Annotated in this window: 21 protein-coding genes; 10 read left to right on the top strand and 11 right to left on the bottom strand. The window is 63.0% G+C overall.

Annotation, left to right across the window (positions count from 1 at the left end):
- Positions 1–7 precede the first annotated feature (7 nt).
- Positions 8–928 (bottom strand): LysR family transcriptional regulator, encoded by a 921-nt coding sequence (locus tag C7441_RS08540; RefSeq protein ID WP_109612507.1) that lies wholly within the window; start codon positions 926–928, stop codon positions 8–10.
- A 140-nt stretch (positions 929–1,068) separates the two neighbouring features.
- On the opposite strand from C7441_RS08540, the gene C7441_RS08535 reads away from it, so the two are divergent.
- The 3 genes from C7441_RS08535 to C7441_RS08525 all read left to right on the top strand — a co-directional run bounded on the left by C7441_RS08535 (position 1,069) and on the right by C7441_RS08525 (position 4,991).
- Positions 1,069–2,298 (top strand): urate hydroxylase PuuD, encoded by a 1,230-nt coding sequence (locus C7441_RS08535; RefSeq protein ID WP_109612506.1) that lies wholly within the window; start codon positions 1,069–1,071, stop codon positions 2,296–2,298.
- Positions 2,295–3,617, top strand: coding sequence for a guanine deaminase (gene guaD, locus C7441_RS08530; protein ID WP_109612505.1), 1,323 nt, complete (start codon positions 2,295–2,297; stop codon positions 3,615–3,617). Before C7441_RS08535 ends, guaD begins: the two co-directional genes overlap by 4 nt.
- Before the next feature lie 111 nt (positions 3,618–3,728).
- Positions 3,729–4,991, top strand: coding sequence for a glycerate kinase type-2 family protein (locus tag C7441_RS08525; RefSeq protein ID WP_109612504.1), 1,263 nt, complete (start codon positions 3,729–3,731; stop codon positions 4,989–4,991).
- 24 nt (positions 4,992–5,015) lie between these two features.
- Here C7441_RS08525 and C7441_RS08520 read toward each other — a convergent pair whose 3' ends face one another.
- Genes C7441_RS08520 through C7441_RS08485 form a run of 8 tightly spaced genes read right to left on the bottom strand, consistent with a single transcriptional unit; the run spans position 5,016 to position 13,571 of the window.
- The gene (locus C7441_RS08520; protein ID WP_109612503.1) at positions 5,016–6,110 is read right to left on the bottom strand and encodes an NADH:flavin oxidoreductase/NADH oxidase; all 1,095 of its coding nucleotides are present in this window, start codon (positions 6,108–6,110) and stop codon (positions 5,016–5,018) included.
- A gap of 24 nt (positions 6,111–6,134) precedes the next feature.
- Positions 6,135–6,872 carry an SDR family NAD(P)-dependent oxidoreductase gene (locus C7441_RS08515; RefSeq protein WP_109612502.1) on the bottom strand — a complete coding sequence of 246 codons (738 nt, stop codon included), beginning with the start codon at positions 6,870–6,872 and terminating at the stop codon, positions 6,135–6,137.
- The gene (locus tag C7441_RS08510) at positions 6,869–7,627 is read right to left on the bottom strand and encodes an SDR family NAD(P)-dependent oxidoreductase (RefSeq protein ID WP_109612501.1); all 759 of its coding nucleotides are present in this window, start codon (positions 7,625–7,627) and stop codon (positions 6,869–6,871) included. Before C7441_RS08510 ends, C7441_RS08515 begins: the two co-directional genes overlap by 4 nt.
- Positions 7,624–8,439 carry a polysaccharide deacetylase family protein gene (locus C7441_RS08505; protein ID WP_170125052.1) on the bottom strand — a complete coding sequence of 272 codons (816 nt, stop codon included), beginning with the start codon at positions 8,437–8,439 and terminating at the stop codon, positions 7,624–7,626. Before C7441_RS08505 ends, C7441_RS08510 begins: the two co-directional genes overlap by 4 nt.
- 60 nt (positions 8,440–8,499) lie before the next feature.
- The gene (locus tag C7441_RS08500; protein WP_244916086.1) at positions 8,500–10,092 is read right to left on the bottom strand and encodes an ABC transporter substrate-binding protein; all 1,593 of its coding nucleotides are present in this window, start codon (positions 10,090–10,092) and stop codon (positions 8,500–8,502) included.
- Positions 10,093–10,126: 34 nt separating this feature from the next.
- A complete protein-coding gene (locus C7441_RS08495) occupies positions 10,127–11,755 on the bottom strand; it encodes an ABC transporter ATP-binding protein (RefSeq protein WP_109612499.1) in 1,629 nt (542 codons plus the stop codon).
- Complete coding sequence (locus tag C7441_RS08490; RefSeq protein WP_109612498.1) at positions 11,752–12,594, bottom strand: ABC transporter permease; 843 nt, start codon at positions 12,592–12,594, stop codon at positions 11,752–11,754. Before C7441_RS08490 ends, C7441_RS08495 begins: the two co-directional genes overlap by 4 nt.
- Entirely contained in the window at positions 12,591–13,571 is a 981-nt protein-coding gene (locus C7441_RS08485; protein WP_109612497.1) for an ABC transporter permease, read from the bottom strand. The genes C7441_RS08490 and C7441_RS08485 overlap by 4 nt, the downstream gene beginning before the upstream one ends.
- A gap of 268 nt (positions 13,572–13,839) precedes the next feature.
- On the opposite strand from C7441_RS08485, the gene C7441_RS08480 reads away from it, so the two are divergent.
- Positions 13,840–14,616, top strand: a complete 777-nt coding sequence (locus tag C7441_RS08480) for an IclR family transcriptional regulator (RefSeq protein WP_244916085.1) — start codon at positions 13,840–13,842, stop codon at positions 14,614–14,616.
- 11 nt (positions 14,617–14,627) lie between these two features.
- On the opposite strand, the gene C7441_RS08475 is transcribed toward C7441_RS08480, so the two are convergent.
- Complete coding sequence (locus C7441_RS08475; protein WP_109612495.1) at positions 14,628–16,991, bottom strand: penicillin acylase family protein; 2,364 nt, start codon at positions 16,989–16,991, stop codon at positions 14,628–14,630.
- Positions 16,992–17,299: 308 nt separating this feature from the next.
- Here C7441_RS08475 and C7441_RS08470 point away from each other — a divergent pair, with 308 nt between their 5' ends.
- The 6 genes from C7441_RS08470 (at position 17,300) to C7441_RS08445 (ending at position 22,684) form a co-directional block, all read left to right on the top strand.
- Positions 17,300–17,671, top strand: coding sequence for an antitoxin Xre/MbcA/ParS toxin-binding domain-containing protein (locus C7441_RS08470; RefSeq protein WP_109612494.1), 372 nt, complete (start codon positions 17,300–17,302; stop codon positions 17,669–17,671).
- Entirely contained in the window at positions 17,664–18,185 is a 522-nt protein-coding gene (locus tag C7441_RS08465; protein WP_109612493.1) for an RES family NAD+ phosphorylase, read from the top strand. Before C7441_RS08470 ends, C7441_RS08465 begins: the two co-directional genes overlap by 8 nt.
- Before the next feature lie 163 nt (positions 18,186–18,348).
- On the top strand, positions 18,349–19,377 hold the full coding sequence (locus C7441_RS08460; protein WP_425326568.1) for an ABC transporter substrate-binding protein: 1,029 nt from the start codon (positions 18,349–18,351) through the stop codon (positions 19,375–19,377).
- Positions 19,378–19,537: 160 nt separating this feature from the next.
- Positions 19,538–20,305 (top strand): ABC transporter ATP-binding protein, encoded by a 768-nt coding sequence (locus tag C7441_RS08455; RefSeq protein ID WP_109612492.1) that lies wholly within the window; start codon positions 19,538–19,540, stop codon positions 20,303–20,305.
- A complete protein-coding gene (locus tag C7441_RS08450) occupies positions 20,298–21,098 on the top strand; it encodes an ABC transporter permease (RefSeq protein ID WP_019171611.1) in 801 nt (266 codons plus the stop codon). Before C7441_RS08455 ends, C7441_RS08450 begins: the two co-directional genes overlap by 8 nt.
- 281 nt (positions 21,099–21,379) lie before the next feature.
- On the top strand, positions 21,380–22,684 hold the full coding sequence (locus tag C7441_RS08445) for an NAD(P)/FAD-dependent oxidoreductase (RefSeq protein WP_109612694.1): 1,305 nt from the start codon (positions 21,380–21,382) through the stop codon (positions 22,682–22,684).
- Positions 22,685–22,736: 52 nt separating this feature from the next.
- On the opposite strand, the gene C7441_RS08440 is transcribed toward C7441_RS08445, so the two are convergent.
- Positions 22,737–23,318, bottom strand: a complete 582-nt coding sequence (locus tag C7441_RS08440; protein ID WP_019171609.1) for a helix-turn-helix domain-containing protein — start codon at positions 23,316–23,318, stop codon at positions 22,737–22,739.
- Between the last annotated feature and the right edge of the window lie 52 nt (positions 23,319–23,370).

Genomic DNA, 23,370 nt, shown 5'->3' with positions numbered 1-23,370 from the left:
TCGGCTTTCACTTCACTACAAGTCTCTCACGGATCAGGCGCTGGCAGCGCTCGGCCATAAAATCGAGCAGCAGCCTCACTTTGGGGTCCTGCAGGTTCTTGTGCGGGTAGACCGCAGCAAGCTGGACCGGCATGGGCGGGGTGTCGGGCAGGACGACCTTCAGCCGTCCGTCGCGGATGAAGGGTTCGACCTCGAAGCGCGGTTTGTTGAGGATGCCGCGCCCGGCCAATGCCCAGTCAGTCAGCACGTCGCCATCATCCGAATCGAAAGGTCCCCGCACTTCGAATTTGACCGGCCCGGTGGGCATGCTCAGCATCCAGAAGAATTCGCGCATGCCGGGAAATCGCAACAGCAGGCAATCGTGACGCTTTTCGATCAACTCCTGAGCCGTCTTGGGTTCGCCGCGTCGCTCCAGATAATCGGGGGCCGCGACCAGCACGCGCTCGCATTCCATGATGCCGCGCATGCGCAGGCTCGAATCCTCAAGCAGACCGAGCCGGAAGGCGACGTCGATGCCTTCCTTCATGATGTCCACATTGTGGTCCGAGAGCCGAAGTCGCACTTCGATGTCGGGATATTTGTCATGGAATTCCGGGATGCCGGAAGCGATCAGCCGGCGGCCGAGGCCGAGCGGTGCAGTGATCCTGATGGTGCCGCGCGGCTGGCCTGACAACGCGCTGACAGCCGCTTCCGCTTCGGTGATGGCCTCCAGCACCCGCCTGGCGCCGTCATAGAACACACTTCCGTGCTCGGTCGGCATGAGATGTCGGGTCGTGCGGTTGAACAGCCTGACCCCCAGATGCTTCTCCAGTTCCTTGATGCGATTGGAAGCGACCGCAGGCGAAATGCGCATGTCGCGCCCTGCGGCCGAGAGGTTGCCGAGCTCCACGACCCGGACGAAGACGGCAATGTTATCGAGATAGGCCATGGATGGCGGAGAATCCGTATGCTGAAAAATACAGAATGAGCCTAGTATTTTTTATTTTTTTTTGAAAGTCATCGTATGGCACGGCTCTTTCGATTTGCGGGCGAGGTCGTAAAGTCGATTGCCTGCTCTGGGGAACATCGATGAACGACTATGCGCTTTTGTGGGACTGGTTGAGCTTTGGCGTGCGCTGGCTGCACGTCATCACAGCGATCGCGTGGATCGGCTCATCCTTCTATTTCGTGGCGTTGGATCTTGGCCTGCGCCAGCGGCCGGGCTTGCCCAAGGGCGCCTTCGGCGAAGAATGGCAGGTGCATGGCGGCGGCTTCTACCATATCCAGAAATATCTGGTGGCACCCGAACAGATGCCCGAGCATCTGACCTGGTTCAAATGGGAGTCCTACGCCACCTGGATGAGCGGCTTCGCGCTTCTGGCAATCGTCTACTATGCGGGCGCGGACCTGTTCCTGATCGACCGCAACGTGCTGGACGTTTCCGTGCCGGTGGGCATCCTGATTTCGCTTGCCTGCCTGGCAGCGGGGTGGATCGTCTACGATCTGCTGTGCCGCTGGCTGATCGGCAAGGCCGATACCGGGCTGATGATCCTGCTCTACGTCATCGTTGTGTTCATGGCGTGGGGGCTGACGCATCTGTTTACCGGCCGCGCGGCCTTCCTGCATCTGGGCGCCATCACCGCCACGATCATGTCGGCCAATGTCTTCATGGTCATCATACCCAACCAGAAGATCGTGGTGGCCGACCTGATCGCCGGCCGCAAGCCCGACCCGAAATACGGCAAGATTGCCAAGCAGCGCTCCCTGCACAACAACTATCTGACGCTGCCGGTGTTGTTCCTTATGCTGTCGAACCACTACCCGCTGGCTTTCGGCACCGAGTTCAACTGGATCATCGCCTCGCTGGTGTTCATGATCGGCGTGGTCGTCCGGCACTATTTCAACACGGTGCATGCCGGCAAGGGCAAGCCCACCTGGACATGGCTGGTGGCGACAGTCCTGTTCATCATCATTATGTGGCTGTCGACCGTGCCGAAAGTGCTGACGGGCGAGCCGAAGATGTCCTCGGCCGGGCAGGCGCTGGTTGCCTCGGCGCATTTCCCGGCGGTGCGTGATACGGTGCTTGGCCGCTGCTCCATGTGCCATATGCCCGAACCGGTCTACGAGGGCGTCTATCAAATGCCCAAGGGGGTGGCGCTCGACACCGACGAGGCGATTGCCGCCCATGCGCGCGAAATCTATCTACAGGCGGGGCGCAGCCATGCGATGCCGCCCGGAAACGTCACCGAGATCACGCCGCAGGAGCGGCAGTTGCTGGTGACATGGTTCGAGGAAGCGGGAAAGAAGACGCAGCAATGACAGATACACTCCTTCGCGGACGCACATTGAGCTTCCTGCGCTGGCCGGATTCGGTCGACGACCAAGGCGCCTATGCTTATGAGGAAGACGGCGGCGTGCTGATCCGTGACGGCAAGATCGTGGCGACCGGTGCCTATGCGGATATGGCTGTACGGGCCGGTGCCGATGCGAAGACGATCGACCATCGGCCGCACCTCATCCTGCCCGGCTTCGTCGATACCCATGTGCATTATCCGCAGCTTCAGGTGATTGCTTCTTATGGGGCGGAACTGCTGGGCTGGCTCAACACCTATACATTCCCGGAGGAAAGCAAGTTTCGCGACGCGCAATATGGCCGCCGGGTCGCGCGGCTGTTCCTTGACGAGATGGTGCGTCACGGCACCACCACGGTCGCCGCCTATTGCTCGGTGCACAAACAGTCTGCCGAAGCCTTTTTCGAGGAGAGCCACTCGCGCGACATGCTAAACATCGCCGGTAAGGTAATGATGGATCGCAATGCGCCCGAAAGCGTTCTCGACACACCGCAATCCAGCTATGACGATACCAGGGCGCTGATCGGCGACTGGCACGGCAAGGGCCGCCAGCACTATGCGATCACGCCGCGCTTCGCCATCACCTCCTCGCCCGAGCAGATGGAGATGGCCAAGACGCTGGCGACCGAATTCCCGCATCTGCATATCCAGACGCACCTGTCGGAAAACCACGACGAAATCGCCTTCACGCAGGAGCTTTATCCTCAGGCGAAGGACTACACCGATATTTACGAGCACTACGGTCTGATGGGGCCGAAGACGCTGCTGGGCCATTGCATTCATCTGTCGGAGCGCGAGGCAGACGCTTTGTCGGACACAGGCGCGGTGGCCGTATTCTGCCCGACCTCCAATCTGTTCCTCGGCTCCGGCCTGTTCGACTATCAGCGCTATCGCACGCGAGCCAAGCCGTTGCGCATCGCAACCGCCACGGATGTGGGCGGCGGCACCAACTATTCCATGTTGCGCACCATGGATGAGGGCTACAAGGTGATCGCGCTCAATGGCGAAAAGCTGAACCCCTTCGCTTCCTTCTGGCAAATGACGCTGGGCAATGCGCAGGCGCTGTCGCTGGAAGACAGGATAGGCACGCTGGACGCCGGCACGGATGCCGACATCGTGGTGCTCGATTCGCGCGCCACGCCCATCATGAACCTGCGCATGGATACGATCGCAACACTGGCGGAAGAACTGTTCCTGCTGCAGACCGTGGGCGACGACCGCGCCGTGCGCGAGGTCTATGTCGCCGGCAAGCCGGCAAAGAGCCCGATACTGACTGACGCAGCGTGAAGTCCGGTTGCCTTGCGGGGCAGGCTGGCTAAAGTTGCGCCTGCCGCGCGGGCATCTGGAACCGGATGGCGCGCATTCATCTTGCCTGTGATCCGCCGGAGCTGCGCATTCATGAATTTTGACGCCCAACCCTTCCTTACCTCCATCTTCGAGGCGGCCGTTGCGGCGGCCGACCCCGAACTGACCATCCGCGCACATCTTCCGGAAAAACCGAAAGGACGGACGGTCGTCATCGGCGCCGGCAAGGGTGCGGCCCAGATGGCGGCGGCGCTGGAAAAAGTGTGGGACGGGCCACTGGAAGGGGTGGTGGTGACGCGCTACGGCTATGGCGCGCCTTGCGAGCGTCTGCGCGTGCTGGAAGCATCGCACCCGGTGCCGGACGCTGCAGGGCTCGAGGCGACAAGCGCGCTGGTCAAACAGGTGTCCGGTCTTACGGCTGACGATCTCGTCATTGCACTGGTCTGTGGCGGCGGGTCGGCACTGTTGCCCGCACCGCCTGCCGGCCTGACGCTTGCCGACGAAATAGCTGTGAATGAGGCCCTGCTTGCTTCCGGCGCGCCGATCTCGGCCATGAATGCCGTGCGTAAGCATGTTTCGAATATCAAGGGCGGACGGCTCGCGGCCGCCGCCTATCCGGCCAGGGTGGTGTCGTTGATCGTGTCGGACATTCCCGGCGACAATCCCGCACTGGTCGCCTCGGGGCCGACCGTGCCGGATGCCGCGACGCGCGCGCAGGCGCTGGAGGTCGTCTCTACTTACGGCATGAAGCTGCCGGATGCGGTGATGGCGCATCTCAACTCGCCGGAAGCCGATGCGCCAACCCCCGGTGACGAATGTTTCGCGCGCAACGAGGTGCGGCTGATCGCGTCGGCCGCCGTTTCATTGGAAGCGGCCGCCGCCGAAGCCGGGCGGCAGGGTATCGAGGCGGTCATCCTGTCCGATTCCATCGAGGGCGAGGCGCGCGATGTCGGCTCGGTTCATGCAGCGATCGCGCGCGAGGTGGCAACCCGCGATCGCCCGTTCCGCAAACCGGTGCTGATCCTGTCGGGTGGCGAAACGACGGTGACGTTGCGGGCAAAAGGCAAGGGCGGCCGCAACAGCGAATTCCTGCTTGCCTTCGCGTTGGGCATCGAGGGACTTGCCGGCATCCACGCCCTTGCCGCCGACACTGATGGCATCGACGGCTCGGAGGACAATGCAGGCGCCTTCGCTGACGGCACGTCCGTTGCCCGCATGCGCGCCGCGGGCGTCGATGCCAAGGCATTGCTTGCGGGAAATAATGCCTGGACGGCATTCAATTCCATCGGCGACCTTTTCGTGCCCGGCCCGACCGGCACGAATGTGAATGATCTCAGGGCGATACTGGTCCGATAGAATATCGGACCAGTGCGTCTCCGGTTATCGCCCCCAGGTCGGGCGATAGAGCGAGGTGGCCCCGAAGCGGTATTGCGGCACGACGTCAATATTGACGCCGAGCGTCTCGGCTGCCTGCCAGGGCCAGTGCGGATTGTTGAGGAAGCCACGCCCGATGGAAACCATGTCGGCCTGACCGCCGGCTACGATGGCTTCGGCATGTTGGGGAGTTCTGATGAGGCCCACCGCCATGGTGGCTACTCCCACTTCCTGCCTGATGCGGGCAGCGAACGGCACCTGATAACCGGGACCGACCGGGATTTTGGCAAATGCGTTTCCGCCGCTCGAAACATCCACGAAATCGCAGCCGCGATCCGCAAGTGCGCGGGCGAAAGCGACCGCTTCGTCGCCGTTGATCGCGTCGTCCACCCAGTCCGTACCGTTGAAGCGCACACCGACCGGCATGGCGGCAGGGGCTGCGGCACGGACGGCCTCGAACACCTGAAGGGGAAGCCGCATGCGGTTTTCCAGCGAGCCGCCATAGGCGTCCGTGCGGTGATTGGCGATGGGCGACAGGAAGCTCGACAGCAGATAGCCATGCGCGGCATGGATTTCGATGCAGTCCAGTCCGAGGCGGGCGGCGCGGCGCGTGGCGTCGGCGAAATTCTGCAGCAGGTCGTCGATGTCGCTTTCGGTCATCGCCTGCGGCACAGGCCAGTCTGGCGCGAAGGGGACGGCGGAGGGGCCAAGCACCTGCCAGCCGCCATCATCTTGGGCATAGTGCCCATTGCCTTCCCAGGGACGCAGCGCCGATGCCTTGCGGCCGGCATGGCCAAGCTGCAGGCCAACCGGCATGTCGGAATAGCTGCGCGCGATCTTGAGGGCGTGCGCGAAGGCCGCCTCGTTCTCGTCGCTCCACAGGCCCAGACAGCCCGGCGTGATGCGCCCGCGTGGTTCCACGCCGGTGGCCTCGATCATGAACAGGCCCGCGCCGGAAAGCAGGAACTGCCCCCAATGCATGACGTGCCAGTCACTCGCATTGCCATCATTGGCGCTGTACTGGCACATGGGGGCCACCACGATGCGGTTGGGCAGGGTCAGGGCGCGCAGGGGGAATGGCTCGAAGAGCTGGACAGTCATCGACGGCTCCGTTGATGAGGACGATCAGGGGGTCACTTTGATGCGCGTGGCGCTCCAGCCGCCATCGACGCTGAATATCTGTCCGCTGACGAAGGATGCCTGCGGCGAGGCGAGGAAGGCTGCAACGGCCGCCACCTCTTCCGGCTCCCCCATGCGGCCGAGAGGCGTGCCGTTCAGCATCAGGTCGCGATAGGTGGCGTCCTGCAACAACTTCTCGGTCATGGCGGTGCGGATCAGGCCGGGCGCCACGGCGTTGACGCGAATGCCCTTTGGGCCGTAGTCGGCCGCCATCTGTCGGGTCAGGCCGACGAGCGCTGCCTTGGAGGCTGCATAGGCGGCCGTGCCGCGATAGCCGACGATCCCGAATATGGAGGTGGTGTGGACGATTGAGCCTCCCCCGCGCTGCATCATCTGCGGCAGCACCGCACGCGAAAGCCGAAAGACGGAGGAGAGATTGACGTCAAGGATCGTGTTCCAATTGTCGTCGTCGCTGTCATGCACCGGGCGCGAGCCGCCGATGCCGGCATTGTTGATCAGCACGTCGATGGGGCCGAAGCGGCTGTTGGCTTCCGCAATGATGGCTTCGGCTGCCTTCGGTGCGGCAAGGTCGGCGACCATGTCATGGCGAACATCCGACGACCTTCTGCCGGTGTCGGCGCGATCGACGCCAAGTACCTTGTAGTCTTCCTCGACCAGACGCGCGGCAATCGCAGCACCTATGCCGGCGGCTGAACCGGTGACGATGGCGACGCGGCCGCTCATGCCAGTCTCCCGCCATCCACGGGCAGCAGCGCGCCGGTGATGTAGGCGGCGGCAGGCGAGGCGAGGAATACGGCGGCCTCGGCGACCTCCACCGGCTTGCCGAGACGGCGCAGCGGATGCAGATCGATCATGAAACGGCGCTCCGCGTCCGGGTCGCCCGAGGCGAGCGTGCGGTCGAACATCTCGCTGTCGATGGATCCGGGACACACGGCGTTGACCCGGATGTCCTCACCGGCAACGCTGACGGCCAGCGAGCGCGTCATGGAAATGACGGCGGCCTTCGACAATGCATAGATACCGAGGCGGCGTGAGCCGATCATTCCGGCCGTCGAGGCAATGTTGACGATCGAGCCGCCATTGCCGCCAGCTTTCATCAGGCGGATGGCGGCCTGCGCGCAGGCAAGCGTGCCGCGCACATTGATCGCCATCACCTGATCGAGCTCGTCCAGATCGCAGTCTTCCAGCGGGCCGGCTGGCCCTTCCACGCCCGCGCTGTTGACCAGTACGTCGCAGCGGCCGATGCGTTCAAAACCGCTTGTCACCGCCGCCAGGTCGGTGACGTCGAGCGCATGTGCCTGAACATCCGTGCCGCCGGCCGCGATTTCGTCCGCCGCCTGGGCAAGCCTGTCCTGGGAACGGTCGACCAATCTCAGCCGGGCGCCGCGCTCCGCAAGAAGCCGGGCCGTGGACAATCCAAGACCCGAGGCTGCACCCGTCACGACGGCCGTCAAACCCGCAAAATCCTGTGTGCTCATTTGGCTTGCTCGGCCTCCGACCAGGCCGTTGCCACATCATGCCCAGTGGCGATCCAGACATCTGGCTTGCTCAGAACATGCTCGATCATGCGGCGCAGCAGCAGCGTGCGCGAGGGCCTGCCGGTGAACTGCGGGTGCATGACCAGGTTGAACAGCCCGCCCCATTCGTAGATCGCGTCGAACTCGTCGCGCCAGACCTGGAAGATGTGATCATTGGTGAACATCGGGCGCGGCGTCTGCACGGCAAACAGCATGTAGGGCGCGTCGTCGGTTGACCAGTGCCAGGGCAGCTCGACCGGCCCGGCGCTGCCATCCGCCAGCGTGTGCCGGTAGGGCATGACGTCGGTCATCAGCGAGGAATCGTAGAGCAGGCCATGCTCCCTGAGCAGACCCATCAAGGTCGGGCTGGTCTCGCCCGCCGGTGAGCGGTAGCCGCTAGGGCGGATGCCCGCGACGCGGTCGAGCGCTTCCAGTCCGCGCTCGAAAGTGGCGCGCTCTTCGTCCGGCTTGTCGGGGTCGATCCACTCGTGAAGATAGCCGTGATGGCCGATCTCATGCCCCCCGGCAAGAATCTCCTCGATGCGCGAGACATATTTTTCGGCTGTCCAGCCGGGCACGAAGAAGGTGGCAGGCAGGTCGTAGCTCTTCAGCACCTTGAGGATTTCCGGCACGCCGCGCACCGCGCCATAGATGCCTTGCGAAAGCGTACCTGGCTTTTTTGCGTTGGACGGGTCGCGCGAGAGCCACAGCGTCTCGGCGTCGAAGTCGAAAGTCAGCATCACCGCGCAGCGGGCGTTGTTCGGCCATTTCATCATCGTCACCCTGAAATCGGTTGCGCCCCGGCTTCATTGCCGGGGCGCTGAGTTCGCGGCTCAGGCCTTGCGGGCCTTGCGATAGGTCTCGTTGACGCCGATTGCTGACACGACGACGTCCTCATAGCCCTTGTCGAGCAGGGTCGGGAAATCGACCTCGACGAGCCATGCCATCGGCACGTCTTCGACCAGGATCTTCTGTGCCGCGCTATAGGCCGCCTGCCGGTCGGCATCGCTGGTGGCGGTTGCGCCCTTTTCGAACAGCGCGTCCACTTCCGGGTTCTCGTAGCCGGTACAGTTGGAATAGGCGACGCCCTTGCGGATGTTGCTGGAAACGAAGAAGCGCGACACGCCGAGCGCCGGATCGCCGAACTGATAGGGGTAGTTCGAGGTCATCTCGAATTCCCAGTTGGCGTATTTGGAGGTCCAGGATGCCGGGTCGGCCGGCTCGATCTCGACCTTGATGCCGATGAGCGCGAGCTGCTGCTGCACCAGTTCGGCAAAGCGCGCCCAGGTCTCCCCCCACGGCAGACGCAGGAACTTCACGGTGCGGCGCACGCCGTTGGCATCTGGCTTCAGGCCCATTTCGTCGAGCAGGGCTGCCGCCTTTTCGAGGTCGTAGTCGTAAGGTTTCACATCCGCATCGTAGAAGCGGGTGCGGTTGCTGATCGGGCCGGTCGCCGGCTTGCCGAGGCCGAAGAAGATGGCGTCGGCGAAGAGCTGCTTGTCCAGCGCATGGCAGATCGCCTGACGGAAGCGTTTGTCGTTGAAAGGCTCGACGCGGGTGTTGAACTCGATGCGCGCAACCGGCGCGTAGAACTCGTAGCCCTTGGTGATGAGCTGGATGTTCCCAAGCTCGGACAGCCGCTGGATGTCGAACATCTCGATGTCGAAGAACTGCGCCTGCTGCACCTGTCCCTGCTCGATGGCGACGGCGCGAGCGCCTGCGTCCGGCAGTATCTGGAAGATGATCTCGTCCAGATGCGGCTCGCCTTCGCCGTGATAGTCGGGGTTCTTCTCAAGACGGATGTAGGAGCCGCGATTCCACTCGGCCAGCTTGAACGGGCCGGTGCCGATCGGCTTGTTGTTGTTCGGGTTGGTGCGGAAATCCGTGCCGCGATAGAGATGCGCGGGGATCATCGGCGCGGTGGACATTTCGAAGCCCATCAGGAAGGGCGCGAAAGGCTGCTTGAGCGTGAAGCGGACGGTGTGTTCGTCCACGGCTTCGATGGTTTCGCAGTTCTGGAAGATGCCGCGGGCGCGCGGATGCACTTCCATCAGGAATTCCTTGGTGGTGAACACCACGTCGTCGGCCGTGAACGGTTCACCGTCGTGCCACTTGGCGGTCTTCACCAGATGGAAGGTGTAGGTCAGTCCGTCCTCGGACACATCCCAGGATTCGGCGAGGCCGGGCTTGGGCGTGAAGTCGAAGTCGTAGCTCAGCAGGCTTTCATAGATCTTGCCGGACACGGTCTGCGTGGAGCCGTTCTGGTCAAGGCCGATGAACAGCGTCGGCGGCTCCGGGAACGCGATGACGTTCATGCGCGCGGCGTTGTTAGACTGCGCAAGCGTCATCTGCGGCATGAGGCCGGCAAGCAGGCTGGCCGAGCCGGCAAGCAGCACCGTGCGGCGGTTCATTGTCAGGTCGTTCATCTGGTCACTCCTCCGGTGAAGCGTCTTTGTAAATTCAGGCGGGCAAGGCTTGCTGTTCGCCCCGATGCCATTTCTGTCCCGGCACGGCGGCCAGGAGATTGCGGGTGTAGGAATCCTGCGGGTCGCCGAAGACGTTCGTGACTTCGCCTTCCTCGACGATGCGTCCTCGATGCAGCACGATCACGCGGTCGCAGATCTGTGAGGCCACGCGCAGATCGTGCGTGATGAAGAGCATGGCGAGGTGGAACTCGTCGCGAATTTCCCGCAGGAGATCGAGCACCTGCGCCTGCACCGACACGTCGAGCGCGGATACGGCCTCGTCGGCCACCAGCAGGTCCGGCTCCACGGCGAGCGCGCGGGCAATGCCGATGCGCTGTCGCTGGCCGCCAGAGAATTCATGCGGGTAGCGGTCCGCCGCCGAGGCATCGAGGCCGACGCGCTTCAGGAGCTGTTCCATGCGGCTGCGCGCCGTGGCGGTGTCTACGCCATGCGCCAGCGGCCCGGCCATGATGGACCGGCCAACCTTGTGTCGTGGGTTGAGCGAGGCAAACGGATCCTGAAATACCATCTGTGCCTGGGCCCGATAGGCCTTCAGGGCGGCGCCGGAAGCATTGACGATATCGCTGCCATTGAACTCGACCTTGCCGCCGTCGATGCCGTTTATGCGCATGACGCATTGGCCGATGGTGGACTTGCCCGAGCCGCTCTCTCCTACCAGCCCCAGCGTTTCGCCGCGCGCGATGGAGAAGGAGACGTCGTTGACGGCGACGAATTCCTTCGGCACGGCAAACAGCCCGCCGCCGGTGCGATAGACCTTTCGCAATCCCGAAACCTTCAGCACCGGGGCCTCGGTGCTGCCTGCCGATGCCTGCTCGCGAAAGCCCGGAACGGCGTCGATCAGCGATTTCGTATAGGGATGGCCGGGCGATACCAGCACTTCCGAGGCCGGACCGACCTCGACCACGACGCCCTTCTGCATCACCGCTACGCGGTCGGCGATGTCGGCCACGACGCCGAAATCATGCGTGATGAACAGCACGCCCATGCCGCGCTCGCGCTGCAGGTCGCGGATGAGCTTGAGAATTTGCGCCTGTGTGGTGACGTCGAGCGCGGTGGTCGGCTCGTCGGCGATCAGCATGTCCGGTTCGAGCGCAAGCGCCATGGCGATCATGACACGCTGGCGCTGGCCTCCGGAGAGGCGGAAGGGGTAGCGCTCGGCAATGGCCTCGGGTTCGGGCAGGCCGACCGCCTGCAAAAGCTCGATGGCACGGGCCTGGCGTTTTTCGCGCGCAATGCCATGCGCTTCCATGACTTCCTCGATCTGCCGCCCGATCTTCATGACCGGGTTGAGCGACGTCATCGGCTCCTGGAAGATCATGCCGATACGCGCGCCGCGCACCTTGCGCATGCCGTTTTCGTCCAGCGCCAGAAGGTCGATGCCGTCGAAGGTCACGCTCCCGCCGGTGATCTTGAGCTGGTCGCTCGGCAACAGGCCCATGACGGTGGAGGCGGTGATCGATTTGCCGGAGCCGGACTCGCCGACAATGCAGAGGATCTCGCCCTTGTCGAGCGTCAGGCTGACATCGCTGACGGCATTCACCCGGTCGCCGGCCGAGGGCAGGGCGACCGTCAGCTTTTCTATCTTCAGAAGCGGGTCGCTCATTGCCGGCCCTTTCGTGCAAGACGCGGATTGAGCACGTCGTTCAGCGCCTCGCCCACGAGGTTGAGCGCCAGCACGACAAGCAGGATGACGATGCCGGGGAAGAAGCTCATCCACCAGGCTTGCCGGATAACAGTGCGGGCAGCGCCCACCATGTAGCCCCAGCTCATCATGTTGGGGTCGCCAAGGCCGAGAAAGCTGATGGCCGCTTCGGTGAGGATCGCGGAGGCGACCATCAGCGATGCCATGGCGATCACCGGCGACATGGTGTTGGGCAGGATCTGGGAAAAGATGATTTGCCGATTGGACTGGCCGAGCACGACCGCCGCCTTGACGAAATCGCGGCTGCGCAGGCTGGCGAACTCGGAACGCACCAGCCGCGCCACGGGCGGCCAGCTCACCACGCCGATGGCGATGATGATCGACATCACCGACGGCGACAGGATCGCCACGAGCAACAGAGCAAAGACGAAGGTCGGGATCGTCTGGAAGAATTCGGTCACGCGCATGAGGGCGTCGTCGACGAAGCCGCCATAGTAGCCGGCCATTGCACCGAAGAGCACGCCCACGACCACCGCGACAACCGTCGAGGCGACGCCGACGATGAGCGAAATCTGCGCGCCGTAAGCAAGGCCAGCGAGAATGTCGCGGCCCAGCATGTCGGTGCCCAGCCAGAATTTCGCGTCCTGAAATGGCGGCAGGAAGGGCCGCGAGGCCATCTGCCAGGGATTGCGCGGGAAGATCACCGGCGCGAAGATCGCGGCGAGCACGACCAGCATCAGGATGACGAGCCCGACCACGGCTTTGGGATTGGTCAGGAAACGGCGCAGGCTCGCATTCATGCCGACGCTCCCATTCTCGGATCGACGACCCGGTAGATGAGGTCGGTGATGATGTTGAAGATCACGACCATGACCGAGGTGATGAGGAACACGCCCAGCAGCACCTGATAGTCGCGCTGTAGCAGCGCGTCGAAGGCAAGTCGTCCGATGCCCGGCCAGCCGAACACGGTTTCGGTGAGGATCGCGCCGCCGACGAGCTGGCCCGCCTGAATGCCCGCCAGCGTGATGATGGGCAGGATGGCGTTGCGCAGGATGTGGCGGCGCACGATCGGGCCGCTCTTCAGGCCCTTGGCGCGGGCGGTGCGGACGAAATCCATGTCGCGCACTTCCAGCATCGAAGCCCGCGTCATGCGTGCATAGACGGCCATATAGAACAGGCCGAGGGTGGTGGCCGGCAGCACGAGATGACGCGCAACGTCGAGCACATGATCCCAACCTGTGTAACCCGCGCCAACGGTCATCATGCCGAAAGCCGGCAGCCAGCCGAGATAGACCGAAAACAGCAGGATCGACATCAGGCCGATCCAGAACAGCGGCGTGGCATAAAACACCAGCGACACGACGGAGATGATGAAATCCAGGCTGCGGCCCGCATTCATCGCCGCGATAGCGCCCATCACAACGCCGGCGATGAGGGCAAAGATGAAGGCCGAAACGGTGAGCAGCAGCGTGGCCGGCAGTCTTTCGGCGATCAGCTGCCACACTGCCGTGTTCTGGCGGTAGGAGAAGCCGAGATCGCCCTGCGCGATGCCCTTCAGGTAAATCCAGGCCTGTTCATAGATCGACTTGTCGAGGCCGAACTGTTCACGCAACTGGTCCATGAACTGCTGGTCGGCCGCACCGGCCTGGCCAGCCATGACCGACGCCGGATCGCCGGGCGCGAGGCGGATCAGCAGGAAATTGAGGAGAACGATTGCCAGCACTACGGCAACCGACTTCACCAGACGCGAAAGCACTGCACGCAAGGGAGAACTCATGGCTGCGCTTCCCCGCAGTCGGGACGGTTATGGCCGCAGCCCGGCTGTTGCAACGCAACCTTGTCGTGTGCAAGACGATGCAGAAAGATCATATCTTCGCGGGGGAGGCCATGATTGACATGACATCGTCGGAAATTTTGATCGCTGGCAGCCATTTCCTCACTCTTCGTATTGACTAACGATACGATCGTTTCGATAAGTAACATAAGACGCGGCGAAACCCGCGTCAATCGCCGGATATTCAGTTGAAGCCATCGGAGGGATGGGCATGAAGGAACAAGACGAACGGGACACGGTCGACGAACGGCTGTTCCTGCGTTCGGTAGCGCGGGCTTTTCAGGTTCTGGAGGTCTTCGGCAGCCAGCCGTATCCGCTTTCGCTGCGGGAGATTGCGCAGGCCGCCGGCATCGACAAGAGCGCCGCACAGCGAATCTCCCAGACCTTGCTCAGCCTCGGCTATCTGGAAAAGGCGCCCAACGACGCCGGCCTTTTGCCGGGCAAGCGGCTGCTCGACCGTTCCTTCGATTATCTGCGCACCAACCCGGTCATCGAGCGCGCCACGCCGATCCTGCTGTCGCTGCGTGAAACGGCCAAGGAACGGGTCGACTTCAGCCTCTTCGACCGCGCGACGATCATCTATGCGCTGCGTCTGCAGAGCAAGCGCGAGACGTTCTTTGCCACGCTGGCGGGCCGGCGCATCCCCACCTTCAGCTCTTCGGGCGGACGCGCCTGCCTGTCCTATCTCGACGAGACGATAGCAAGGCACATCATCGACAGTTCGGAGCGTCGGCCGCAGACCCCCAAGACCATCACCGATCCCGAGATCATCATGGGCAAGGTACGGGAAGCGGCGCGGGACGGCTACGCCTGCGCGCTCGAGGAAAGCCTGATCGGCGAGATTGTCATCGCGGCCGCTGTCACACGCGGCGGAATCCCGCTCGGCGCGGTTCACATCGCCGGATCGCTCAGCGAATGGGAGGAACAGGAGTTCCGCCGCCGCTTCGCGCCGCTGGCCATCGAGGCGGCGCGCGCCCTGTCTGACTGACGTCTGCATCTTCACCGCGCAGGGGTCAGCAGGATGCGATGCTCTGTCACCGCATCCACCGCCTCGCGCGAATAGGCGAGCTGGTGATAACGGCCGGCGAGCCAGTCCTGCGCCAGATCCTGATAATGCGGCGAACGCGCGTCGCCAGACTGGCCGGGCAGGTTGATGAAAAGACTGTTGTCCCATGCCCCGACATCGATGACCATGCGGACGGAGGGGCCGGTGATGGCGGCGAAGTCGCCGGGCCGATAGGCGGCATACATGGGCGTCGAACCCGATCCGCCAAGCTCAATGGGCGCGATGGAGAAGGACGACGCAACCTGCGGGAAGGCGCCTGCGACCGCATGGTCGAGGATCAGGCGATGCACCTTGCCCCACTGCCAGCCAGCGGGATCAACACCCAGCCGCATCTCGCAATCCTGCCAGGCTGCGTCGAGCGTTTCTTGCAGAATGCGCTGGCGCTGCGAAATGCCGTCTTCCTCGAACCATGCAGCCGGTTGCTCCATGACTTCGAGCACGGACTGGATGTCGCCGGGCTGGAGCAGGGCGTGGAGTTTTTCGTCCGCGCCGAACGCGGTGTAGAGCGCCGGCTTGAGGTGCCGCGTCACCCAGATTTCAAACAGTGCAGCGGGCGACGAGGTCGATGCTGCGACGCAATCCCAGTCAAGCAAATGCCTGGCCGCATGAGTGGCCGTTTCGCCGGCCAGTGCAACGTCCCGCAAAACCTTCTGCATGCGCGAGGCGGCTTCCGAATGAAGATCGTTTTGCAGCGCGCAGGAATCCGACAGCCGATGCCGCGGCTGTTCGCCGAGAACGCGATGGATACGCTGCGACCTGCTCTTGTCCACCCATTCGAAGCCGATGGCGGCCCTGGACGAATCCCAGCCCTGCGGCAGGTTCATCTCATTGGCGGTGGCCAGAAAGCCCTTTTCCGGATTGACCGACGAAGGCAGCTGGTCGAGCGAAAGATGCCCCTGCCATTCGTAGCGGCCGTCGCCCGGCACGGGGGCAAGCCCGTTCCAGTTGGGGCGGATGGGCGTCTTGCCGACCGTCTGCCAGGCGATGGTGCCTGTCACATCGGCGTAGAGATGGTTGATGGAGGGCGTGCCCCAGGTGCGCAGCGCATCGCGGTAAGTGTCGAGCGATCTGGCGCGCATCACCGACAGGCTGGCCATATAGGGGGCCGAGCCCGGTTCGGTCCATACGGTGCGCAAGGCATAGGCGCGGCCCGCGGCGCGGTCCTCATGCATGACCGGCCCGTGACGCGTGAAACGCAGCGCAAGCTTCTGGTCGGGGTGATGCCTGACCTCGAATACTTCCTCGACCTCGACCATCTCTTCCCAGCCATCGCCATAGCGATAATTTCCTGGGTTGGCGGGATCGGTCTCGTAGACATAGACGTCTTCCTGATCCGCACCGAAGATGGTGAGCGAAAAAGCGCTATGGCCATTGTGGCCGAGCGAGATGCCTGGAACTGCCGGCTCTCCGGCGCCGATGGCATCGAAACCCGGCATGGTCAAATGCACCATGTAGCGCAGCGAGGGCACGGCATGGGTGCGGTGCGGGTCGGTTGCCATGAGCGGCCGCCCCGTCTCGGTGCGGGCGCCGGAAATCACCCAGTTGTTGGAGCCCTGCGTTTCGCTTTCGCGCACGATTTCGCCAAGCGTGTTGATGCGTTTCCAGCGCGATGCATCGTCCAGTTTCGCGTCCAGCCGCTCCGGGCTGAAGGTGACGCTTGCCGTCGCCAGCTTGAAAACGTCGATTGCGGCAACCGGCACGATGCCAAGTGCATCATCGATATGCGGTTCCACCGCCGGCTCGATCTGCTTGCGCAGCGCATCGGCCTTGGCGCCGGCCTGGGCCGTGACGTTGGCACGCAGGATTTCCGAGATCGCGTTGCGCGTCAGGCAGTGGCTGCGGATCCGCACCACGTCCTGCGCCTGCCAGCGCGCCGGCTTCGTGCCGAACAACTGGAATTCCTGCGGAAGTTCCAGCTCACCAGCATTGACCGCGTCCACATAAGTGTTGATGCCGCAGACGAAGGCTTCGCAGATTTCCTGCGCGTCGGAAGCGTAGGCGGCCCACTCGGCCTCCATGTCACCGCGATAAAGGAACAGCCGCGAGGCGTGGTCCTGTGCCAGATAGCCCGGACCGAAATCCGCGGCCAGCAGGCCGAGCCCGCGCTTGCGCCACAGGTCGATCTGCCATAGCCGGTCACGCGCGGCGTTGTAGCCCTGCGCGAAGAAGAGGTCGTCGCGATCCTCGGCCCGGATATGCGCGATGCCCCAACGGTCTACCGCGATCTCGACCGGATGTGCGAGACCGCGCACGGAACGCACATCGCCTGCCGATGGTGCCTTGTCGGGAGAATCCATGATCAACCTGCCATTGGGAAATGAACCGGGAAACACTGCGTGCGAACGCAGAGGCTGGTGCGGACTGCCGTCACCTCGTCCTCCAAGCTTTGGTAGCCAAGCAGTGTGGAGGTGATTTTATAAACTGATCGAATTGATATGCAATACGATAGGATCGAATTTATACAGATTTCCCCGCTGCATATCCGTCTGCAAGAGCAAGCCGAAGCCAACTCTGTCTCGCCCGGCGGCTTGCAAGCACTTGAACCGAGCATGATCTGCGCTCATATTGAGCGTCAGGTGATCATTTCATGATCGGAGAATGACCCATGACCGCGCGTAGCCTTGGAATCGAAGCCGCCAATTTCAGCGCGCCGCATTCAGCCTTCCTGTCGGCGCGGCGCGTGTCGGAACAGCTCGGCGTCACGCTGAGCGAATTGGCGCGGCTGGTCGGCGTTGCCCGCAACACGCTCACCGCCAAGGCGGCCACGCGCAAGGTCGATCTGGCGCTGAGCCCTGTGGTGCGCATTCTCGCCATGGCAACCGAAATGGCGGGCGATGAAAGCCGCGCCGTGATCTGGTTCAAGCACCAGCCGATACCGGGCTGGGCAGGCAAGACCGCCTACGATCTGGTCGCGGAAGGCAAGGCCGACAAGGTTCTGGCCTATCTGGAGGCAGTGCGCTCGGGCGTGTATGCCTGAGCCCTCGACACCGCCGGCGCTTTTGCTGTGGCGGGCCTATGTGCCGAGATGGGCGCACGCCCCGCTGTCGGGAGAGGGGGCCGCGCGCTTCGGCGGCCGCTGGAACCCGCTCGGCACGCCGACCATCTATGCCGCTCGCGAGCTTTCCACCGCGTGGGCCGAGTATAATCAGGGTTTTGTTCAGCATCCCGCCCTGATCGCGCAGCTTGAACTGAGCAACGCCAATCTTGCCGACCTGACCGATGGGCAGGTCCTGCGCGACCTTGGGTTCGGCCTCGAAATCCACCGCTGCGAATGGCGCGCGGATCTCGACCGGGGCAAACTGCCTGCAACCCACGAACTCCATGTGAAATTGCTGGAGCGGGGCGTCGATGGCGTGATCTTTCCCTCCTTCATGTCGCCCGGCGGTACTTGCGTTGCGCTGTGGCGCTGGAATGGCGCCGATGACGGGCCGTCGCTCAGGGTAATCGATCCCGAGGGGCGCTTGCCGCGCAGCGCGGCATCCTGGCTCTGACCATCATTGCCGCATTTATCTATTTGTTGAGTATGATCTTTTCCGAAAACGGGGCCCTGCTTTGCGGGGTCAGGCTTGAATACCCCTGACAAATGGCCGGGTTGCAAATGCAGAAAAAGTCTGAAACAGCCCCGGAGACGAAATTTTCCGGAAGGATGACGCTATGCTGAAATTCCCGTTGAACCGCAGGCAGGCTCTCATCGGTCTCGGTGCTGCCGGCACCATGCTGTCGTTCGGCCTGCCCGCGCGCGCGGCTGCCAAGGTCAATCTCGGCGTGATCCGGCTTGCCAGCCATGCCCCCAGCTTCATCGCTTTCGAGCGCGGTTACTACAAGGATGAGGGCCTGGACGTCGATCTGAAGTTCTTCGAGGCTGCCCAGCCGATGGCGGTGGCAATCGCTTCCGGCGATGCGGACTATGGCGTGACCGCGATGAGCGGCGGTCTTATCAGCCTGGCGGGGAAGGGAGCCGTCAAGGTCATCGGCGGTGCGCTGACGGAAGAAAAGGGTATTGTCGGCGCCATCATCCTTGCCTCCAACAAGGCGTATGAAGCCGGCCTCACCAGCCCGAAGGAACTTGCGGGCAGGAGCTTCGGCATCACCACCACCGGTTCTTCGTTCCACTTCATGGTGTACAAAATTGCCCAAGCCAATGGCATACCGCTGGATCAGATCACGTTGCGCCCGCTGCAGAAGGTCGGTGCCGTGGTCGGTGCGCTGTCGTCGGGTCAGATCGACGCCTGGGCCATTCAACCTTCGATCGGCAAGATGATGATCGCGGAAGGTCACGCCAGGCAGATCGGCCTGTTCTCCGATTACGCGCCGGACTATCAGGTCACCACGGTATTCACCTCGACAAGGAATGCCGCTGACGAGCGCGAAAAGACGCAAGCCTTTATCCGCGCCTATTCCAAGGCCGTGGACGACTACAATGCCGCGTTCGTCGACAAGACGGCTGATGCCGCCGAGGTCGATGATGTTGCCAAGATCGTCCATAAATATGTCGAGGCCGACCTGCCGTTCGAAACCGCGCGGAACAATCTCCTCGAGGGGTCGCAGCGCATCAACAAGGGACTGGCCCTGTCGCTCAATTCGGTAACCGAGCAACTCGAATGGTTCAAGTCCGAGGGCATGGTGAAGGAGGACATCACGCCGGAGATGCTTTTCGACACATCCTACGTCAAAACCATCTAGAGCGCCGGTCATCCTGGTGGATGGCCTTGTCCCGCTCCATCTCGTTGTTTTAACCGCATTTACGTGACGCCAGGCGATTCCGCCTGGCTGCAAAATGCTCTAGCCTTTTCAGGCAATTGTTCTGGTACCGGAGGCCACCAGGCCTCCGCTGGAGTGTTCCATGGATTTGCTGATCGACAATGTCAGCCACACCTATGGCTCCGTCGAGGTGTTGCGCGACATCTCGCTCGAAATCCCGCAAGGGCAGATCGTCTGCCTGATCGGGCCATCGGGCTGCGGCAAGTCCACCCTGCTGCGCTTCCTGGGCGGGCTGGAGGTTCCCTCCAGGGGGGCGGTCCTGCAGGTCGGCACGCCGGCCGGCGACTCGCTCAATCCGCTCACCTATGTGTTCCAGCATTTCGCCCTGCTGCCATGGCGCACCGTGGAAGGCAATATCCGGCTGGTGCTTGAAGACCACCGGCTCGGCAATGCCGAGATGGACCAGATCGTCACCGACGTGCTGGCGCGCACGCGCCTTTCTGATTTCCGCACCGCGCTGCCCAAGCAGCTTTCCGGAGGCATGAAGCAGCGCGTGGCGATCGCCCGCGCGCTCGCCGTGCGCCCGGCGGTGATGCTGATGGACGAGCCGCTGTCGGCGCTCGACAGTCAGACCCGTGAATTGCTGATGGACGATCTGGTCTCGTTGTGGACCCGCCAGCCGTTCACTGCCGTTTATGTGACCCACAATCTGGCTGAGGCCGTGCGGCTCGGCCATCGCATCGTGGTGCTATCGCGCCGGCCGGGACGCATCCGCGAGATCGTCGAGATCGATGTGCCGCTCGACCAGCGCGCGCTGGCCAATCCTGAACTGGAAGCCAGGCAGAAGCAGCTATGGGAGCTGATGCGCGAGGAGGCGGCTGCCGCCGACCAGGAGTTGCTCGATGTCTGATCTTCCGGCTCGCCGCCCGGTCGAATTTCGCGGTCGCGGTTTTGCGCCGCGCCATGTGCACGGCGTCGGGCTCATCGTCTTCGTCGTCCTGATCGCGCTTGCCGAGATCGGCACGCGCACCGGCTTCATCACCAGCCTTACGCTGCCGCGTCCGTCGGCCGTGCTGCAGACTTTCGTGCAGCTCTACGACACGGGACTTTTGTGGAAGCATTTGTTGCCTTCGCTAAAGCGCCTGTTTGTCGGCGCTTCCCTCGGCATATTGGTGGGCGTGTCGCTCGGCGTGCTGATCGGCCTGTTCAGCCTTGTCAGGGCAGGTCTGGTGCCGTTGATCGCGGCGTTGTTCCCGATCCCGAAGATCGCGCTGCTGCCGCTCTTCGTCATCTGGTTCGGTATCGACGAGATGTCGAAATATGCGCTGATTGCCTTCGGCACTTTCACCCCGACCGTGGTCGCCACCTATGGCGCGGTGGACAATGTCGACCGTAGCCTGATCCGCATGGGGCAGAGTTTCGGGCTTTCCTGGTGGTCGATCGTGCGCAAGATCGTACTGCCCGGCGCGTTTCCCGGCATCCTGTCGGGCCTGCGCGTCTCGATCTCGATCGCGATTATCCTTCTCGTCGCAGCCGAAATGCTCGGCGCGGAATATGGCGTCGGATCCTACATTCTGGAAGCCGGCGCGCTTTACGATCTGGAGCGGCTGTTTGCCGGTGTCACGATCCTGTCCGTCATGGGCCTGATCGTGAGCTGGATCATCGGCCTGATCGAAAAGCGCTTCCTGAGCTGGCGCGGATAAAGGACGGGCAGGCGCGTCTGGCGGGGCACGCCTGCGTCAATGTCGTGATCGTCAGGGATGGTCGCTGGTGCAAGCTGCTAGAACTTCCGTCAGCTTTGCCGAAGCGGCTGCCTGCAACGGCCAAACCTTTGATTATACGCTCAGGATGCGCGCCGAACGTTTCCGGTGAAGCCAAAAGGGCAACGGAACTGTCGCGGCAGGTGCGTTAGCCGTGAATCGGCTTGCCCTTGCGAGCGAGTACGTTATAAGCGAACAAAGTTCGCATTATGGCGGGAAAGACCTTGGCGCGCGATCATCAGTTTCAGAATATTCCGAACACACCCTATTGGTGGCAGTCTCGCGAGACGGTAAGGCCCGAAGACGCGGCAAGCGTCGATGGGAGCTATGACGTCGCCGTCATCGGCTCCGGCTATACCGGGCTGTCCGCGGCGTACCGGCTGGCTTCGGGCGGTCTCTCCGTTCTGGTGATCGACGCCGAGGATCTCGGCTTCGGCGCCAGCACACGCAACGGTGGCATGGTGTCTGGCACATTGAAGCTGTCGCACAAGGAGCTTTGCGCTGCCTATGATCGCGATACCGCCAATGCGCTTTTCCAGGAGGCGCAGGATTCGGTCCTGTTTCTTGAACGGTCGATCGCGGAAAAGGGCATCGCCTGCGATTACCAGCGCATGGGCATGTATTTTGCCGCCTATGCGCCCAAGCATTACGATGCGCTGGCGCATGAGGCCGAAGAACTGGCCGCGCTTGGAGTTGAAACGCAGATGGTGCCGCAGGGCGCGCAGCGCGGCGAGCTTGCCTCCGACATCTATTATGGCGGCCGCACCACGGTAATGGCCGGCGGCCTGCATCCGGCCAAATATCACGCCGGGCTCGTGGCCGCCTGCCGTGCCGCTGGCGTGGAATTCCGCAGCCGTTGCCGCGTGCAGCGCACCGCGCGGCAGGGGGGGGGCTATGTGCTCTCGACCGATCGCGGCAGCGTGCGTGCCGATCAGGTGATCGTCGCGACCAACGCCTACACCGATCCCGGCATGCCCTGGTTCCGGCGCCGGGTCATTCCGATCGGCAGCTATATCATTGCCACCGAGCAAATGGATCCGATGGACCTGCGCGCGCTGATCCCGGCTGCGCGCATGATCCAGGATACGAAGCGCAATCTCTTCTACTACCGCTTGTCGCCGGACGGCACCCGCATGATCTTCGGCGGGCGCACCAGCTTTCGGCCGATCAGTTCCGATGAAAGTGCTGCGCGGCTGCATGCGGCGATGTCCACGGTTTTCCCATCGCTCGGCAAGGCGCGTGTGGAGCATAGCTGGACCGGCAACGTCGCCTTCACCTTCCAGAAGCTGCCGCATGTCGGCCAGCATGAGGGTATCCATTTCGCGCTCGGTTGCTGCGGTCAGGGCGTCGCCCTGATGAGCTATTTCGGTGATTGCATTGGCGGCCGCATTCTTGGCCGCGGCGCCGAGACCGCCTTTGCCCGCACCCGCTTTACCACCATGCCGGGTTATGCCGGGCATCCGTGGTTCCTGCCGGTGGTGGGTGAATTCTACCGCCTGCTCGACTGGTTGGAGCGTCCCAAATCCTGATCAATGCGGAGGGGGCACGGGCCGCAGGGGCGGCCTCATGCCTGCCTGGCCGCTAGCGCGGTTTTGGCGTCATCACGAAAATCGCCGTTGTGGGCTCACTGTCGGAGGGATTGTAGAAGGTGTGCAGGCGGCGCGGATCGAAGGTCAAGGCGTCACCCTTGCTGAGGATGAAGGTTTCGTCTTCGAGCTGCAGGGCCAGTTCTCCCGACAGCACGATGATGAACTCTTCCTCCGAGCGCAGTGCGTAGAGTTGCTCGCCGCCCGTGCCTCTGGGCGCAATCTCCGTCCAGATGGCCTGGAGGCGCAGGCTGCCGCTGGGGGTAAGCAGATGGTCGGAAACGCCGGTTCCGCCGAATTTGATCGGTGCACGCTCATTGGCTTTCACCACCGCCGATTCGGAGGAGGAGAAAAGATCGCCGACCGGCATGCCGAGCACGTCGCACAGCTTCACCAGCGAAGCGACCGATGGGGAGGTCTTGTCGCGCTCGATGTCGCTCAGGAAGCCCTTGGTCAGCGATGTGGCGCTCGCAACGGCGTCGAGCGTGAGGTCAAGCTGCCGGCGCCTCTCGCGCAGAAGGTGGCCAATGCGGGGCGACGCCTTGCCGCCGTTTCGTTGGGTGGGTGTATCTGCCATGCGCCTACCTTACGTGAGTCTTTCCCGGCATCGAAGATGCCAGCGACCGGTA

The sequence above is a fragment of the Pseudaminobacter salicylatoxidans genome (genome assembly GCF_003148475.1).
Lineage (GTDB): Bacteria > Pseudomonadota > Alphaproteobacteria > Rhizobiales > Rhizobiaceae > Pseudaminobacter > Pseudaminobacter salicylatoxidans.
The sequence above is the reverse complement of the archived record's forward strand: the minus strand, read 5'-3'. Positions and strand labels throughout refer to the sequence as shown.